This window comes from Brevundimonas sp. G8, assembly GCF_902506205.1.
In the GTDB taxonomy this organism is placed as follows: domain Bacteria; phylum Pseudomonadota; class Alphaproteobacteria; order Caulobacterales; family Caulobacteraceae; genus Brevundimonas.
In genome coordinates this window covers 1,662,982-1,676,927 of the sequence record NZ_LR732816.1, presented here as the reverse complement: position 1 = coordinate 1,676,927, position 13,946 = coordinate 1,662,982, and the positions used below count along the sequence as shown (strand labels likewise).

Genomic DNA, 13,946 nt, shown 5'->3' with positions numbered 1-13,946 from the left:
GCCCCTCTTCACGGCGTGTCATGGCTCTGTTCCTTCGTTCTTCCAGCACCCTTCTCGCCGCCGTCGGCGCCCTGCTGACGACCGCCCTGCCGGCCGCCGCGCAGGATTACCGCCAGCCCTTCCATCCCGACCAGCTAAAGGGGCCGCCCGCCGGCGCCTTGAACGAAGTGCTGGTGCTGGGCACGCCCCACCTGTCGAACCTGGACGACGGCTTCAAAGCCGAGAGCTTGACGCCGCTGCTGGACCGGCTGGCGGCCTGGAAACCCACAGCCATTGCGACCGAGGACCTGTCCGGCCTGCAATGCGACAGCCTGCGTCGCTATCCGGCACGTTATGCCGAGACGGTCAGAACCTATTGCTGGGACCCCGCCCCGGCCGCCCTGGCGACCGGCCTGGACGTTCCGGCCGCCAACGCCGAGGCCGAGCGGCTGCTGGCGACCTGGCCCGCCCAGCCCACGGCGGCGCAGCGGCGACATCTGGCGGCGTTGTTCCTGGCGGCCGGCGAGCGGGGATCGGCCTTGGTCCAGTGGCTTCGGCTCGCGCCGGAGGACCGCACCGCCGGCGACGGCCTGAACGACGCCCTGGTCGCCATGTTGAACCGGATCAAGGATCGGGCCAACGAGACCTATCTGATCTCCGCGCCCCTGGCTGCGCGCCTGGGACTGGAGCGGCTGTGGAGCGTCGACGACCACTCCGCCGACTCGCCCGATCCGACCGACCCGGAGGAGAAGAAAGCCTACGAAGAGGCCGTCATACGCGCCTGGGACAATCCCGCCAGCACGGCCCGTCGCGCGGAAGACGTCCGTTTGGGCGCCGCCCTGGACCAGCCGGACGGCGTCCTTCAGATGTACCGCGCCTACAATTCGCCGGGCGCGCCGGCCATGGCCTATCAGTCCGATTTCGGCGCAAACCTGGTGGAACCGTCGCCACAAGCCTTCGGCCGCCGCTACGTCGGCTTCTGGGAAACCCGCAACCTGCGGATGGTCGCGAACATGCGTGACGTGCTGGGCCGCTATCCGGGCACGCGCATGCTGAGCATCGTGGGCGCGGCGCACAAGGGCTACTACGAGGCCTATCTGGACCAGATGCACGACGTCCGTCTGGTCGATCCCGAACCCGTCCTGCGCTGATCGCATGAGGCGCTACGGGGCGCTGTTCATCACGTCCCCGTGGCTTCGTCTTGGCTCCGTCGTCTTCTGTGACTAGGTTCCGCGCCAATCGGCGGCCCCTTTCGGTTAAGCCCGCCTCAAAAATCTGTGCGGGAGACGCGCCATGAACGACATGACCCAGGCTCAGGTCGAAAAGCTCGACCTGGAAAACCCCCTCGGCGTCGACGGTTTCGAATTCGTCGAATTCACCGGCCCTGAACCCAAGGCGATGATCTCGCGCCTGGAGCTGATGGGCTTCACCCAGACGCACGTGAACCCCAGGACCGACGTGGTCCGCCTGAAGCAGGGCGACATCAGCTTCCTGGTTCACCGCAAGCCCCAGGATCGTCCGGAGAGCCAGGCCGCAACCTTCGCGAAGGATCACGGCCCGTCCGCCAACGGCATGGCCTTCCGCACCAACGACGCCAAGGCCGCCTATGAGGGCGCGGTCGAGCGCGGCGCCAAGCCCGCGCAAGGCGTCTCGGGCGGCGCCCTGGGTGGCGACTATCCCTATATCCTGGAGGGCATCGGCGGCAGCCTGCTCTACGTCATCGATCAATATGGCGACGCCGGCTCCCTGTACGACACCTGGGACGAGATCGAGGGCTGGGAAGAATCCGAGCGCAAGAATTCGATGGGTCTGGAGATCCTGGACCACCTGACCCACAACGTGCGCCGCGGCGAGATGCGCACCTGGTCCGGCTTCTACGGCTCGGTCTTCAACTTCGAAGAGCAGAAGTATTTCGACATCAAGGGCAAGGCGACCGGCCTGTTCTCGCAGGCCATGATCGCGCCCGACCGCGCCATCCGCATCCCCCTGAACGAAAGCCAGGACGACAACTCCCAGATCGAGGAGTTCCTGCGTCGCTACAACGGCGAGGGCATCCAGCACATCGCCCTGACCACCGAGAACATCTTCGAGACGGTCGAGGCCATGCGCGAGCGCGGCGTCGATTTCCAGGATACCATCGAGACCTATTTCGAACTAATCGACAAACGCCTGCCCAACCACGGGCACGACGTGGCGCGGATGCGCAAGAACCGCATCCTGATCGACGGCTCGGACGAGGACGGCCTGCTGCTGCAGATCTTCACCCAGGACACCTTCGGTCCGATCTTCTTCGAGATCATTCAGCGCAAGGGCAACGAGGGCTTCGGCAACGGCAACTTCCAGGCCCTGTTCGACTCCATCGAACTGGACCAGATCCGTCGCGGCGTCATCAAGGTCGACGTCTGAATGAAGATGCGGCCGCCGACCTGGCTGCCCTGGCTCGGCCCGGTCCTCGCGGCCGGCGCCGGGGCCCTGGCCGGTGAATATTGGCTGGGCGGCGGCTTCTGGATGGTCCTGATCGCCGCCCTCCTCTGCGGCTTCGCTCCCATCGTCGGCTATCAGGTGTGGAAGCGGCTGCACCACCGGGGGTGACGCGGTCGCGCCGCATCCCTCCTCACTCCCCTTCGTTCAGACTGACATGCCCATGCCTGCACCCGACGACGAACTGACCGTGATGGCCCAGGAGGAGCTGGACGCCGCCTGCGCCATGCCCTTCGTCGAACTGAAGAAGATCACACCCTGGGGCGACAGCTACGAAGGCTTCGCCCCGTCCGGCCGCACGGTCGAGGTCGAGCGGCGCTACCTCTGGGCCGTCGAGCCCAAGGGCGGCGTCATCGTCGAGGTCGAGGTTCGCGACGCCGCCGCCCGCACCGGCGCCGAGGCCCGCGCCCTGCTGACGCCAAACGCGTGATCGCTCGGTTTCCAACCCCGTGAATTCGGTTTAGGCCTTTGTCCATGAAACTCGCCTCGCTCAAGCACGGCCGCGATGGCCGCCTCGTCGTCGTCTCGCAGGACCTGAACTGGTTCACGGACGCCTTCCTGATCGCACCGACGCTGCAGGCGGCGCTGGACGACTGGGACCAGTGCGGGCCCCGGCTGGAGGCCTTGGCCGAGAGCCTGGAACACGAGGCCGTGCCGCGCGGCCGCTTCCGCGAACACGAGGCCGCTTCGCCCCTGCCCCGCGCCTATCAGTGGGCCGACGGCTCGGCATACGTGAACCACGTCGAACTGGTGCGTAAGGCGCGCGGGGCCGAAATGCCCGCCACCTTCTGGACCGATCCGCTGATGTATCAGGGCGGCTCCGACAGCTTCCTGGCGCCCCGCGACGCCATCCCCCTGGCCGACGAGGCCTGGGGCTGCGACCTGGAGGCCGAGATCGTGGTGGTCGTCGGCGATGTGCCGCAGGGCGCAACGCGGGAACAGGCCCTGGCCGCCATCCGGCTGGTCGGCCTGGTCAACGACGTGAGCCTGCGCAACCTGATCCCGGCCGAACTGGCCAAGGGTTTCGGCTTCGTCCAGTCCAAGCCCGCCAGCGCCCTGTCGCCGGTGCTGGTCACGCCCGAAGCGCTGGGCGACCGCTGGCAGGACGGCAAGCTGCACGGCGCGCTGAACGTCCAACTGAATGGCGCCGAGTTCGGCAAGGCCGACGCCGGCGTGGACATGACCTTCGACTTCGGAACCCTGATCGCCCACCTAGCCAAGACCCGCTCGCTGGGCGCCGGCACCATCATCGGTTCGGGCACCGTGTCGAACAAGGACGCCGACGGCGGCCCCGGCAAGCCGGTGTCGGAAGGCGGCCTGGGCTATAGCTGCATCGCCGAGGTCCGCACCGTCGAGACCCTGCTGCGCGGCGCCGCCGAGACCCCCTTCCTCAAGCACGGCGACACGGTGCGGATCGAGATGCTGGACGACCGCAACCACTCCATCTTCGGCGCCATCGAACAGACCGTCGGCCCGCTTTCCAGCGACGTGTGACGGCATTAGGTTGATCACGCCGGCCTCGGGGGAGGTCGGATCAAGTCCTGGGGAGAGACGACGTGCCGCCTGAAAAACTGATTCCGCTGCTCATGATCCCGATCATGCTGGTGGTCGTGCTGCTGAAGAACCGCAGGAAGCGGGTGCTGAAGCCGCATCTGCTGTGGGTCATGCCAGCCATCGTCCTGCCTCTGATCGGCCTGGGCCTGTGGGGTATGATGCAGAACCCCCAAATGGCCCACGCTCCGTTCGGCCCCGCCGCCTGGGCGGTGCTGGCCATCGGCGGCCTGCTGGGCGGTGTCGCCGGCTGGTATCGCGGCAAGACCGTCACCATCGAAAAGGAACCGGACGGCTCCCTGATGGCCCAGGCGTCGCCGCTGGGCCTGATCCTGCTGGTCGTGCTGTTCGCGGGCCGGTCGCTGCTGCGCGACCTGATCGAGAGCCATGCCGCCGAATGGCACCTGAACGCCATGGCCGTGACCGACGCCTTCCTGGTCTTCGCCATGGGCCTGATCGTCATGCAGCGCGTCGAAATGTACATCCGCGCCCGCCGCATCCAGGCGGGTGGAACGGACGGGCATGTGGAGGTCGTGGCGTGATCGTGGGCCTGTTGTTGGCGCTCGCACAAGAAGCCGTCGTGTCGGATCTGGCGTGGACGGCCACGAAAAAGGACGGCCTGGAAGCTGCGTCTATTGAATATGATGTCGGGGTGACCCTCTCGGCGGCCTGCCGAAACGGACGGTTCGTGTTCGCGTTGGGAGGACTGCCGGCAATGGCTGGGTCCGAAGGAACTCGGAAACTCGACGTCAGTCTTCGCGCCCCGGTGCTGGTATCCTCGGCCTGGTCGGTTGCGCCGAACAGCAACGGCTCGGTCGTTTTGGCTCCAGCCCCCTCGATCTACGCGCGCCACCTTCGTTCGTCAGAAAGCTTCACCGTGCGCATTCCTGCGGAGGGTGACCGTCGAGCACAACGCTACCAACTCGCCCTTCCCCGCGATCATGCGGCGCTCGACGCGGTCATGACGGCTTGCGAGATCGCCTTGGAAAACGCTGCCGACGCAATCTATGATCCCCGCCCACTGGATGTCGTCTGGGCCGTCCCACCAAGGATCACCCCGCCGCCGACGTTGCCCTCAGCCAGCTATGCGGAAGCTTTGATTCAGTGCTCCGTTGATGAACGCGGCAAACCCAAAGATTGCGCCCTTCTGGACGAAAACCCCGCACGCTCGGGCTTTGGCCGCCATGCCTTGCGCATGATCACAAGCGGGCGAGTGGAACGCATCGACGGGGCGCCTATGCAGGCGGGCGGCGTCTTCACGACAAGAATGACCTTCAGCATGACGGAACGCTGAACGAACACTAGACCCGCCTCTACCCTCTGTGGCATGAGGCGGCCTCTGCGGGCGTGGTGGAATTGGTAGACGCGCTGGATTCAAAATCCTGTTCCGAAAGGAGTGCCGGTTCGATTCCGGCCGCCCGCACCACCTTCTTGAAAACCTAATTAGCCCAGTTGCCGGTGGAAGAACCCCGCCACGTCGGCGAGGACCGTCGCCTTCTTGCGGAACAGGGGCGAGAAGGTCGCGATCAGGTCGGCGTGGTCCAGCCCCGGATAGAGCTTGGCCTCCGAGCGACCGCCGACCGCGCGTATCCGATCGTTCAGAATGATGGTGTCCTCGTCGTGGACCACCGTGTCTGCCGTGCCGTGGCCCAGCCACAGCGGCGGGGCGTCGGCGCGCACGAAGGTGACGGGCTGGGTCAGGGTCGGATCCGGCGCGCGGCCGAAAGCGTTGCGCGACGCCGCCACGTCGAACGGCAGGAAGTCGTAAGGCCCCGCCAGCCCCGCCGCCGCCTTGATCAGGTCGGGCCGACCGACGGCGGCCATGTATCGCCGGTCGAGCGCGATCATCATCGCCAGATGCGCCCCCGCCGAATGGCCCAGCACACCCAGGCGCGCGGGATCGCCGCCATATTGCGCCGCCACATCCGCCGCCTTGGCTGTGGCGGCGGCGGCGTCCTCGATGAAGGCGGGAAAGACGACCTGGGGCACGACGCGATAGTCGGGCAGGGCCACGACAAACCCCTGCGCCGCCAAGGCCTGGGCCGCCCAGCCGTACTGGCTGCGCGAACCGGAATCCCAGCCGCCACCATAAAAGAAGACCAGGGTCGGATACGGTCCCGGCGCGGTCGGGGCGTAGAGGTCCATCCGCTGGCGCGAATCGTCGCCATAGGCGATGTCGCGCGCGACGCGGCGCACCCCGCCGTCCCTCGGCCCCAGGGTGTTGAGCAGGCCCAGCGGCGAGCAGGCGGCGGCGAAAAGCCCAAGGGCGGGCGCGAACAGGCCACGGCGGGTCATGTGCAAGGTTCCATCGCGGTCAATACGTTCGCGCCGCCGATTCGGTCTTCGTCACCCCGATGATTAGCGCGCCCCAGCAATGAGTCGACCACAGTCGGCGTCCTCGGCCAGGCCCGGATCGACGAAGGCGAACAGGGCGGTGACCGGCGCCACCACCGCGCCCAGCAGACCCGCCAGACCGCCCTGCGACACCACATCGCCCAGATCGACCCCGACCTTGGGCGCCGTCAACGGGCCGGAGACGGTGATGGGCGCCCACAGGCGCAGCAGGCGCGGCTTCTTGGATTCGCCCTCGATGCGCAGGTTCATGGTCTCGGCCCCCAGGTTTATCGTGCCCTTGCCCTGAGCCAGGACCACATCCGTATCGATGACGAAGGTGCGGGCGGTCGCCGTGCCCCTGCTGACGCTGAAATCGGCGACGGCGCAGCGGATTTGGCTTTCGGACTGATCGCCGCTGAGCAGTTTCAGCAGGCCCGCGCTGGCGTTGATGCCCAGCAGTTCGGCGAAGGCCGCCCGCATCTTGCCGTTCGGCACCACCAGGCTGAGCGAGCCTTTCGACGCCCCCGCAAAATCATGGATCGAGGCGCCCGGCCCTTCCAGCCTGGCCCGACCCAGGGCGCGACCACTCAAGGGAACCGAGCCGTTACGGGCGGGAATGATCGATTCCAGCGGATAGCCGGACAGACGCAGATCGACGGTGCTGTAGGGCGTATCCCGGGTCGCATTGATCCGCGCCGTGCCGTTCATTTCGCCCCGGTTGAAGTTGAAGCTGATCGGGTCGAGCTTGAGTATACCGTCTTTCAGATCGGCCCCTAGGTTCACGGCCCGCACGTCGAACTCGTTCGCCTTCACCGCAGCCGCCCGGTAGGTCAGGGTTCCGTCCATGGTGCGCAGGCGTTCGGTCTGAAGCTTGGCGTCGGGCAGCAGCTTGCCGCCGACTGCGACCGGCGCCTCGGTATCGGTACCGGCCGCATTGGTCCGGGTCCGCGCACCCAGCACGGCGGCCAAATCGTCGATGTCCAGCCGGCGCGAGGTCAGTTGCGCATCGACCCTCAGGCGCTGGGCGGAATCGACCCGCACCTCGCCCGACAGGTCGGACGCGCCGACGCGCCCGTCGAAATCCTTGAAGGTCCAGATCCGCTCGTTGCGGTTCAGCGCGCCCGAAAGCCGATAAGGCGGCGTATTGGGCAGGGTGACGCCCGTCAGCAGATAGAGGTCCGACATATTGCGTCCCTCCATCGTCAGGGTCGCATCGAACCGACCCAAGTCGAACGGGCGGGTGATGGCGCCCTTGCCGGTCAGGGACGACCCCGCCCCGCTGACCTCGGCCTCGAACCGATAGGGCCGGTTGCGCCGAATATTCATGAAGGGACCGCCCTCGATCTTCAGCGTCAGGGGCGAGCCGTTCACCGTGCCTCGCCCGTCCAGCAGGAAGCCGGCGCCGCTGGCGGCTTCGCGCGCATTGACGGCGGCCTGCAGCGTCAGGCCCCGCCGCTGCTCGTCGAAGGACAGTTGGCCGTCGGTGATGATCAGTTGCTGGATCACCGGCAGTTTCAGACCCTCGCCGGTGTCGGGCTTGTCCGGGTTCAGCTCCCAGCTCTTGCGGCCGTCCTTGGTCGAGATCAGCACGACCTTGGGCCGGGTGAAGCTGAGCAGCGGCATCTCGATCTGGCCGGCCAGCAGTTTCCTGAGCCTGACCGAGGCGCGGACCTCGTCGACGTCGGCCGTGTCGCGATCCCGCGCCCAGTCCGGCCCACCGACCTTGAGCCCGCGCACCACGGCGGACGGCGTCCAGCTGAACAGGTTGACGTCCAGATCCCCCGTCAGGGCGATCTGACGATCGTATTTGACCGAAGCCCAGCGGCCGATCGGTCCGCGCAGCATGTTCCAGTCGAACAGGGCCAGGAACAGCACCACGACCGCGACGAGGACCAGCACCACCCCCGCCGCCCATTTTTCCGCCGATCCGGGCCGCCGCGCCGCCGCATAGACGGGGTCATTGTCGCGAACCCAGTCGCGCCAGGACCGCAGGCGCACGCCTGCTGGAACCAGCGCCCTTTGATGCACGTCAGCCCGAAAAGTCCGCCAATTCCGTGGGTTCGACAATCGCTCGTCTCCGTCAGCCACAGAGAACGCATCAGCTCCAGTTTGGCGCCGCAACGTCAACCTATCGTTGATCGTCGTCTATTTGACGTGAACTTGTCGCATATTCTTTACAAATGGAAATATCGGCGCATATTTCGTCAGAGTCCTGATCTTAATTCAGGCCATGGAGGATGACCCGATGACCCGTTTTCTCACCCCTGCCCTGATCGTCGCCGCCCTGGCGGCCGCCGCGTCGCCCAGCCTGGCCCAAAGCTCGACGCCACGCACCGAACGCGCCGCGGTGCTCCAGTCCGTCAGGGTCTGTGGAACCGACGCGGCCTCGCGCCTCGCCTATCAGCGCGACAACGGCGTGACCCCCACCTTCGTCACCGCACAACAGGCCGTCGCCGCCCGCCAGTCGGGCCAGCGCTGGGCCGCCCCGCGCTGCATGACCGCGCACCAGTATGATCGCCTGGCCGGCGCGCCCCAGATGCGCGCCTCGCTCTGATCCTTCGGTTGGACGCATGAAGAAGGGCGCGGTCTGACGACCGCGCCCCTTTTTGTCGTTCCAGACTGAAGGGTCTTACTGCGCCGGCGTCAGGTATTTGTTCAGCCAGCCGAACACTTCATTGTGCCATTGCAGGCTGTTGGCCGGCTTCAGCACCCAATGGTTCTCGTTGGGGAAGACGATCAGGCGGCTGTCGATGCCGCGACGTTGCAGGGCCGTATAGGTCGACAGGCCCTGGGCGGTCGGAATGCGGAAGTCGCGATCGCCCTGGACGACCAACATCGGCGTCTTCCAGTTCTCGACGTGGTTGGCCGGGTTGAACTTTTGATAGCCCTCGGGATTGGACCACGGCGTGCCGCCGTATTCCCATTCCGTGAACCACAGCTCTTCGCTGGAATAGCCCATGCCGAAGGTGTCGAAGACGCCGTCGTGGTTGACCAGGCACTTGAACTCGTTGGACCAGTTGCCGGCGATCCAGTTGATCATATAGCCGCCGTACGACGCGCCCAGCGCACAGGCGTTGTCGCCGTCCAGGAACCCGTACTTCTGCTGCGCTGCCGCCCAGCCCTTCTGCAGGTCTTCCAGCGGGCGGTCGCCCCAGTGCTGGCTGATGGCGTCGGTGAAGGCCTGGCCGTAGCCGGTCGAGCCGTGGAAATCGATCATCACCACCGCATAGCCCGCGCCGGCATAGGTCTCGGGGTTCCAGCGATAGGACCAGCCGTCGCCGAACGAACCCTGCGGCCCGCCGTGGATCAGGAAGGCGACCGGATATTTCTGACCTTCGACATAGCCGACCGGCTTGATGACATAGCCGTGCACCGTCTCGTTGTTCCAGCCGGGGAAGCTGAACTGCTCATACTCGCCGAACGATTTGGCGGCGAATGCGGGGTTGGCCTGGGTCAGGCGGCGCGGCATCTCGCGACCGAGATAGGTCTTGAAATAGAGGTCGCCCGGCTCGCGCAGGCTGTCCTGAGCGAAGACGAAACCCGACGGCGTCTGCTGGAAGGCCGAGACGTGGCCCGCCCCCGTGATCGGCGTCACCACCCCGTTGCGCGTATCCACCGAGAAAAGCTTGGTTGAGCCGACGTCGCCCGCCGTCGTGTATAGCGTCTGTCCGTCGCGCGACCATTGCAGGGTATCCGCCGACCGATCCCAGTTCGACGCGATCTCGCGCTTCTGGCCGGTTTCGACATCCATCAGCACGATCTGATAGCGATCCGCCTCGAAGCCCGGCCGCGCCATGGCGCGATAGGCCAGGGTCCGCCCGTCCGGCGAGAAGACCGGGCCGGTGTCCCAGGCGTCGTTGTCGTCGGTCAGGTTAGTAAAGGTGCCGTCGCCCGACAGGCCGTTGGTCTTCCACAGGTCGAAGTTGGTGCTCCACGGCTCGGTCTGGCCCGCCAGGCGCGCCGAGAAGACCACGGCGTCACCCGCCGGCGTGAAGACGAACTCGCTCTCGTCGCCGAACGGCTTGGACGGCGTGTCGCCATCGAAGCCCTTGGTGATCCAGGAAGGCGTTCCCGTCGCCTTGCCGTCGCGGCCGATGGACTGGACGAACAGGTGGTTCTGGGTGTGGTCGTTCCAGGTGTCCCAGTGACGCACGAACATGCGGTCGTAGACCTGACCCGTCGTCTTCTGTTCGGCGATGGCCTTGCCCTGTTGAACAGAGGCGTTGAGGTCGGCCGCATTGGGATACACAGCCAGCGACACCGCCACCTTGTCGCCCGTCGGGCTGATCCTATAGGCGTTCACGTCGGTCGGAAGATTGGTCACCTGCACAGCCGCCGACGTGGGCGAAGCCACGCGCCAGACCTGGCTCGCGCCCGATTTTCCCGACAGGAAATACAGATTGCCGTCCCCGCCCCAGCGCGCGGTGTTGGCGCCCTGGTCCGAGATGGCCAGGCGACGCGGCGCCGTATCCGGCGTCGTCAGGTCCAGTATCCACAGGCTGCCCGCGCGACTGTTGGCCTGAACATCCGTGGTCGTCACCGAATAGACGACATAGCGACCGTCCGGCGAAACCTGCGGATCGCCCAGCCGGTTGGCGGTGATCATGTCCTGATAGGTGAAGGCGTCGGGCGTCGCAGGCGCGGCGGGAACCGGGGCGGGCGGAACCTGAGCCAAGGCCGGAACGCCGCTCATCAGGGCGACAGCCGCGCAGGCGGCGGACAGAAGGGAACGGTGACGCATCAAGCTCTTCCTCGGAAATCTTGCTGCGGCAAGGCGTAGCACCGCCGTTCGCCGGGCGGAAGTTGCTGCGCGCAGGTGACTTAGCTAAGATGGTTAGACCCACTCAGGCTTTCGGGGAGCGCGACATGACCACCGTCACCGTCCACTACGCCAAGACCCATCTCTCCAAACTGATCGCCGCCGCCGAACGCGGCGAAGAGGTCGTCATCGCCCGCGGCGACAAGCCGGCCGTGCGGATCGTGCCGTTCGAACCGGCCGCCAAGCCTGATCGCAAGCCGGGGCGGCTCAGGGGTGTCGTGGCGATGGATGCGCGCTTCTTCGACCCCTTGCCCGAAGATGAACTGCGCCTGTGGGAAGGACGGGGCGAATGAGGCTGCTGCTCGACACCCATGCCCTGATCTGGTGGATGTCCGGCGAGACTGGCCTCAGCCAAACTGCCGAGGCGGCGATACGGGACGGCGGCAATACCGTCTTCGTCAGCGCGGTCTCGGCCTATGAGATCGCCCTCAAACACGGCATGGGTCGATTGCCGCAGGCCGCGCCTCTGGCGGAACGCTTCGAGGCCGAGGTCGAGCTCGAAGGGTTCGCCATCCTTCCCATCACCGCCCGCGAGGCGTCGCAAGCCGGCCGCATGGACAATGCCCACCGCGATCCGTTCGACCGGCTGCTGATCGCCCAGGGCCTGCTCAACGAACTGACGCTCGTGTCCAACGAGCGCCTGTTCGACAGTTTCGGGGTCGCCCGGATCTGGTGACCTGCTTGGCGGCCTATTGGGCCGCCGTATAGCGGCCGACCCAGTCCAGGATTTCCTGCTGCCAATCGACCCAGGTGCGGGGCTTCAGCACCCAGTGGTTCTCGTCCGGCACATGGACGAAGCGGCTGGGGATGCCCTCGCGCTGCAGGGCCGAGAAGGTCGCCAGCCCCTGCTCCATCGGCACGCGGAAGTCTTTCGACCCGTGCAGCACCAGCATCGGTTTCTTCCAGTCGCCCACGAAGGTCTCCGGGTTGAAGGCGTCGTACACCTCCTTGCGCTCCCAGCTCGGCCCGCCGAACTCCCAGATGAAGTTGCCGATATCCATGGCGTTCATCAGCTGGGGCACGTCGAACACCCCGGCGTGGTTGACCAGGCAGCGCCACGGCCCGTTCCACTTGCCGGCGATCATATTGACCATATAGCCGCCGTAGGAGGCGCCCAAGGCGCAGGCCCGGTCGCCGTCGATCCACGGGTTGTTGGCCAGGGCCGCCGTCCAGCCCTTCTCCAGATCCTCCAGCGGCCGGTCGCCCCAGTGATTGTTGATGGCGTCGGTGAAGGCCTGGCCGTAACCGGGCGAACCGTGGAAGTTGATCATCACCACTGCATAGCCGGCGGCCGTATAAGTCTGCGGGTTCCAGCGGTAGGAGAAGCTCTCGGTCCAGGGCGACTTGGGCCCGCCGTGGATCAGATAGACGGCCGGATAGCGCCGCCCCTCGACCGCACCGGCCGGTTTGAACACCCATCCCTGCACCGGCTCATTGTTCCAGCCCGCGAAGGTGAAGGCCTCGCCCTTGGGCAGGTCCAGTTGCGCCAGCACCTCGGCGTTCTGGCGGCTGATCTGGCGCGGCTCGCCGTTGGTGTGGACGAAGATCTGGGTCGGGGCGACGAAGCTTTCGTGGGCGTAGGCCAGGACGCCCGCCACCTCTTCATAGGACCCGACCGTGCCCGTCCGGGTCAGGGGCGTGACCCGGCCGTTGCGGGCGTCGACCGAGAACAGCCGGTTCTGGCCCTCGTCCGCCGCAGAGACCAGCAGCGACCGGCCGTCGGTGCGCCATTGCAGGCCGCCCGCCCCGCGATCCCAGTCGGTCAGCTTCCTCGCGCCCGACCCGTCGGCGTCAGCCACCCAGACCGCCGCCTGATCCCCGCCGACGTTTTCGCGCGGAGCCGACAACCAGGCCAGTTGGCGACCGTTCGGCGAAAAGACGGGATTGCCGTCCGGCCCCTTGTTGCCTTCCGTCAGATTGACCGGCGCGCCGCCTTCAAGCGCGACACGGAAAACGTCGCTGTTGCTGGTGAAGGGCTCGCCCGCTCCTTGCGTCTGGGTGCCGTAAACCAGCGTCCGGCCGTCCGGCGAAATGTCGAAGCTGGAATCGCCCGCCGAGACATCGGCGTCTAGGCCCGTCAGCAGATCGCGCGGCTCGCCGCCCCCCAGGCCCGAGCCGTTCAGCGGCTGGACGAACAGATGGGTGCGGCGCGTATCGACCCAATGGTCGAAGTCGCGCAGCGGCAGTCGGTCATAGGTCTGAAGCGTCGACTTGGCGCGCGCATCCAGCCGCGTCTTGGTGCAGGCCAGGGTGTCGCAATCCACGAAGACCGAAACCGCCAGCACCAGCGACTTGCCGTCCGGCGCGATGCGGAAACCCGAGACGTCGAACGGCAGGGTCGTCACCTGGGCCGCCGCCATCCCGGCCGCATCCGTGCGCCACACCTGGTTCGATCCACCCCGCGACGACAGGAAATAGATCGCCCCGCCGTCCGGCGCCCAGCGCGCACCGGAGGCGCCGCCTTCGGAAATCGCCAGCCTGCGCGGCTCTCCCCCCGCAACGTCGGCCAGCCACAGGCCGTTGACGCCCTTGTTGTCGTCCCAGTCCGTGGTGCGCACGGCGTAGACGATCTGGCGGCCGTCCGGCGAGACGCGCGGCTCGCTGACCCGCTCCATCATCGCCAGATCCTTCAGCGACAAGCCGCGCGGCTGAGCCTGGGATGGGGGCGCCGCCGCCTCGGCCGGCGCAGTCGCCGCCTCCTGAGCGAACGCGGGCGCGGCGGCCAGCATCAGGGTTCCAAAGGCGGCGGCCGCCATCCAGCGTGAACGCGTCATGTCTCAAC

The 13,946-nt window shown here is 66.7% G+C and carries 14 protein-coding genes and 1 tRNA gene; 11 read left to right on the top strand and 4 right to left on the bottom strand.

All coding sequences use genetic code 11. The features are described from left to right. Positions 1–20: 20 nt before the first annotated feature. The 8 genes from CHRYSEO8AT_RS08180 (at position 21) to CHRYSEO8AT_RS08145 (ending at position 5,437) form a co-directional block, all read left to right on the top strand. On the top strand, positions 21–1,130 hold the full coding sequence (locus tag CHRYSEO8AT_RS08180; protein ID WP_159848906.1) for a DUF5694 domain-containing protein: 1,110 nt from the start codon (positions 21–23) through the stop codon (positions 1,128–1,130). Positions 1,131–1,272: 142 nt separating this feature from the next. Next, positions 1,273–2,385 (top strand): 4-hydroxyphenylpyruvate dioxygenase, encoded by a 1,113-nt coding sequence (hppD, locus tag CHRYSEO8AT_RS08175; RefSeq protein ID WP_159848903.1) that lies wholly within the window; start codon positions 1,273–1,275, stop codon positions 2,383–2,385. Next, the gene (locus tag CHRYSEO8AT_RS08170) at positions 2,386–2,571 is read left to right on the top strand and encodes a hypothetical protein (RefSeq protein WP_159848900.1); all 186 of its coding nucleotides are present in this window, start codon (positions 2,386–2,388) and stop codon (positions 2,569–2,571) included. It begins immediately after the preceding gene. Positions 2,572–2,623: 52 nt separating this feature from the next. Then, positions 2,624–2,890 (top strand): hypothetical protein, encoded by a 267-nt coding sequence (locus tag CHRYSEO8AT_RS08165; protein ID WP_159848897.1) that lies wholly within the window; start codon positions 2,624–2,626, stop codon positions 2,888–2,890. 44 nt (positions 2,891–2,934) lie between these two features. After that, complete coding sequence (locus CHRYSEO8AT_RS08160) at positions 2,935–3,954, top strand: fumarylacetoacetate hydrolase family protein (RefSeq protein ID WP_159848894.1); 1,020 nt, start codon at positions 2,935–2,937, stop codon at positions 3,952–3,954. 62 nt (positions 3,955–4,016) lie between these two features. Further along, positions 4,017–4,553, top strand: coding sequence for a CcdC protein domain-containing protein (locus tag CHRYSEO8AT_RS08155; protein ID WP_159848891.1), 537 nt, complete (start codon positions 4,017–4,019; stop codon positions 4,551–4,553). Beyond that, a complete protein-coding gene (locus CHRYSEO8AT_RS08150) occupies positions 4,550–5,305 on the top strand; it encodes a hypothetical protein (protein WP_159848888.1) in 756 nt (251 codons plus the stop codon). Before CHRYSEO8AT_RS08155 ends, CHRYSEO8AT_RS08150 begins: the two co-directional genes overlap by 4 nt. A gap of 47 nt (positions 5,306–5,352) precedes the next feature. Further along, positions 5,353–5,437 (top strand) — tRNA-Leu (locus CHRYSEO8AT_RS08145). A gap of 17 nt (positions 5,438–5,454) precedes the next feature. Here CHRYSEO8AT_RS08145 and CHRYSEO8AT_RS08140 read toward each other — a convergent pair. Both CHRYSEO8AT_RS08140 and CHRYSEO8AT_RS08135 read right to left on the bottom strand, forming a co-directional pair. Then, on the bottom strand, positions 5,455–6,306 hold the full coding sequence (locus CHRYSEO8AT_RS08140; RefSeq protein ID WP_159848885.1) for an alpha/beta hydrolase: 852 nt from the start codon (positions 6,304–6,306) through the stop codon (positions 5,455–5,457). Positions 6,307–6,369: 63 nt separating this feature from the next. Then, a complete protein-coding gene (locus CHRYSEO8AT_RS08135) occupies positions 6,370–8,343 on the bottom strand; it encodes an AsmA family protein (RefSeq protein ID WP_236547470.1) in 1,974 nt (657 codons plus the stop codon). 247 nt (positions 8,344–8,590) lie between these two features. On the opposite strand from CHRYSEO8AT_RS08135, the gene CHRYSEO8AT_RS08130 reads away from it, so the two are divergent. Continuing rightward, complete coding sequence (locus CHRYSEO8AT_RS08130; RefSeq protein WP_159848879.1) at positions 8,591–8,899, top strand: hypothetical protein; 309 nt, start codon at positions 8,591–8,593, stop codon at positions 8,897–8,899. Positions 8,900–8,974: 75 nt separating this feature from the next. Here CHRYSEO8AT_RS08130 and CHRYSEO8AT_RS08125 read toward each other — a convergent pair whose 3' ends face one another. Then, positions 8,975–11,086 carry a S9 family peptidase gene (locus CHRYSEO8AT_RS08125; protein WP_159848876.1) on the bottom strand — a complete coding sequence of 704 codons (2,112 nt, stop codon included), beginning with the start codon at positions 11,084–11,086 and terminating at the stop codon, positions 8,975–8,977. A gap of 125 nt (positions 11,087–11,211) precedes the next feature. Between CHRYSEO8AT_RS08125 and CHRYSEO8AT_RS08120 the strand changes: the two genes are divergently transcribed. After that, the gene (locus tag CHRYSEO8AT_RS08120; RefSeq protein ID WP_159848873.1) at positions 11,212–11,457 is read left to right on the top strand and encodes a type II toxin-antitoxin system Phd/YefM family antitoxin; all 246 of its coding nucleotides are present in this window, start codon (positions 11,212–11,214) and stop codon (positions 11,455–11,457) included. Beyond that, a complete protein-coding gene (locus CHRYSEO8AT_RS08115) occupies positions 11,454–11,840 on the top strand; it encodes a type II toxin-antitoxin system VapC family toxin (RefSeq protein ID WP_159848870.1) in 387 nt (128 codons plus the stop codon). Before CHRYSEO8AT_RS08120 ends, CHRYSEO8AT_RS08115 begins: the two co-directional genes overlap by 4 nt. Before the next feature lie 13 nt (positions 11,841–11,853). Here CHRYSEO8AT_RS08115 and CHRYSEO8AT_RS08110 read toward each other — a convergent pair whose 3' ends face one another. Continuing rightward, the gene (locus tag CHRYSEO8AT_RS08110; RefSeq protein ID WP_236547469.1) at positions 11,854–13,938 is read right to left on the bottom strand and encodes a S9 family peptidase; all 2,085 of its coding nucleotides are present in this window, start codon (positions 13,936–13,938) and stop codon (positions 11,854–11,856) included. Positions 13,939–13,946 lie beyond the last annotated feature (8 nt).

Bases quoted from the DNA above. Each gene is read 5' to 3' on its own strand.
- CHRYSEO8AT_RS08170 (WP_159848900.1), top strand. From the start codon at position 2,386: ATGAAGATGCGGCCGCCGACCTGGCTGCCCTGGCTCGGCCCGGTCCTC.
- CHRYSEO8AT_RS08140 (WP_159848885.1), bottom strand. From the start codon at position 6,306: ATGACCCGCCGTGGCCTGTTCGCGCCCGCCCTTGGGCTTTTCGCCGCC.
- CHRYSEO8AT_RS08180 (WP_159848906.1), top strand. From the start codon at position 21: ATGGCTCTGTTCCTTCGTTCTTCCAGCACCCTTCTCGCCGCCGTCGGC.
- CHRYSEO8AT_RS08115 (WP_159848870.1), top strand. From the start codon at position 11,454: ATGAGGCTGCTGCTCGACACCCATGCCCTGATCTGGTGGATGTCCGGC.
- CHRYSEO8AT_RS08165 (WP_159848897.1), top strand. From the start codon at position 2,624: ATGCCTGCACCCGACGACGAACTGACCGTGATGGCCCAGGAGGAGCTG.
- CHRYSEO8AT_RS08120 (WP_159848873.1), top strand. From the start codon at position 11,212: ATGACCACCGTCACCGTCCACTACGCCAAGACCCATCTCTCCAAACTG.
- CHRYSEO8AT_RS08125 (WP_159848876.1), bottom strand. From the start codon at position 11,086: ATGCGTCACCGTTCCCTTCTGTCCGCCGCCTGCGCGGCTGTCGCCCTG.
- CHRYSEO8AT_RS08130 (WP_159848879.1), top strand. From the start codon at position 8,591: ATGACCCGTTTTCTCACCCCTGCCCTGATCGTCGCCGCCCTGGCGGCC.
- CHRYSEO8AT_RS08110 (WP_236547469.1), bottom strand. From the start codon at position 13,938: ATGACGCGTTCACGCTGGATGGCGGCCGCCGCCTTTGGAACCCTGATG.
- hppD (WP_159848903.1), top strand. From the start codon at position 1,273: ATGAACGACATGACCCAGGCTCAGGTCGAAAAGCTCGACCTGGAAAAC.
- CHRYSEO8AT_RS08160 (WP_159848894.1), top strand. From the start codon at position 2,935: ATGAAACTCGCCTCGCTCAAGCACGGCCGCGATGGCCGCCTCGTCGTC.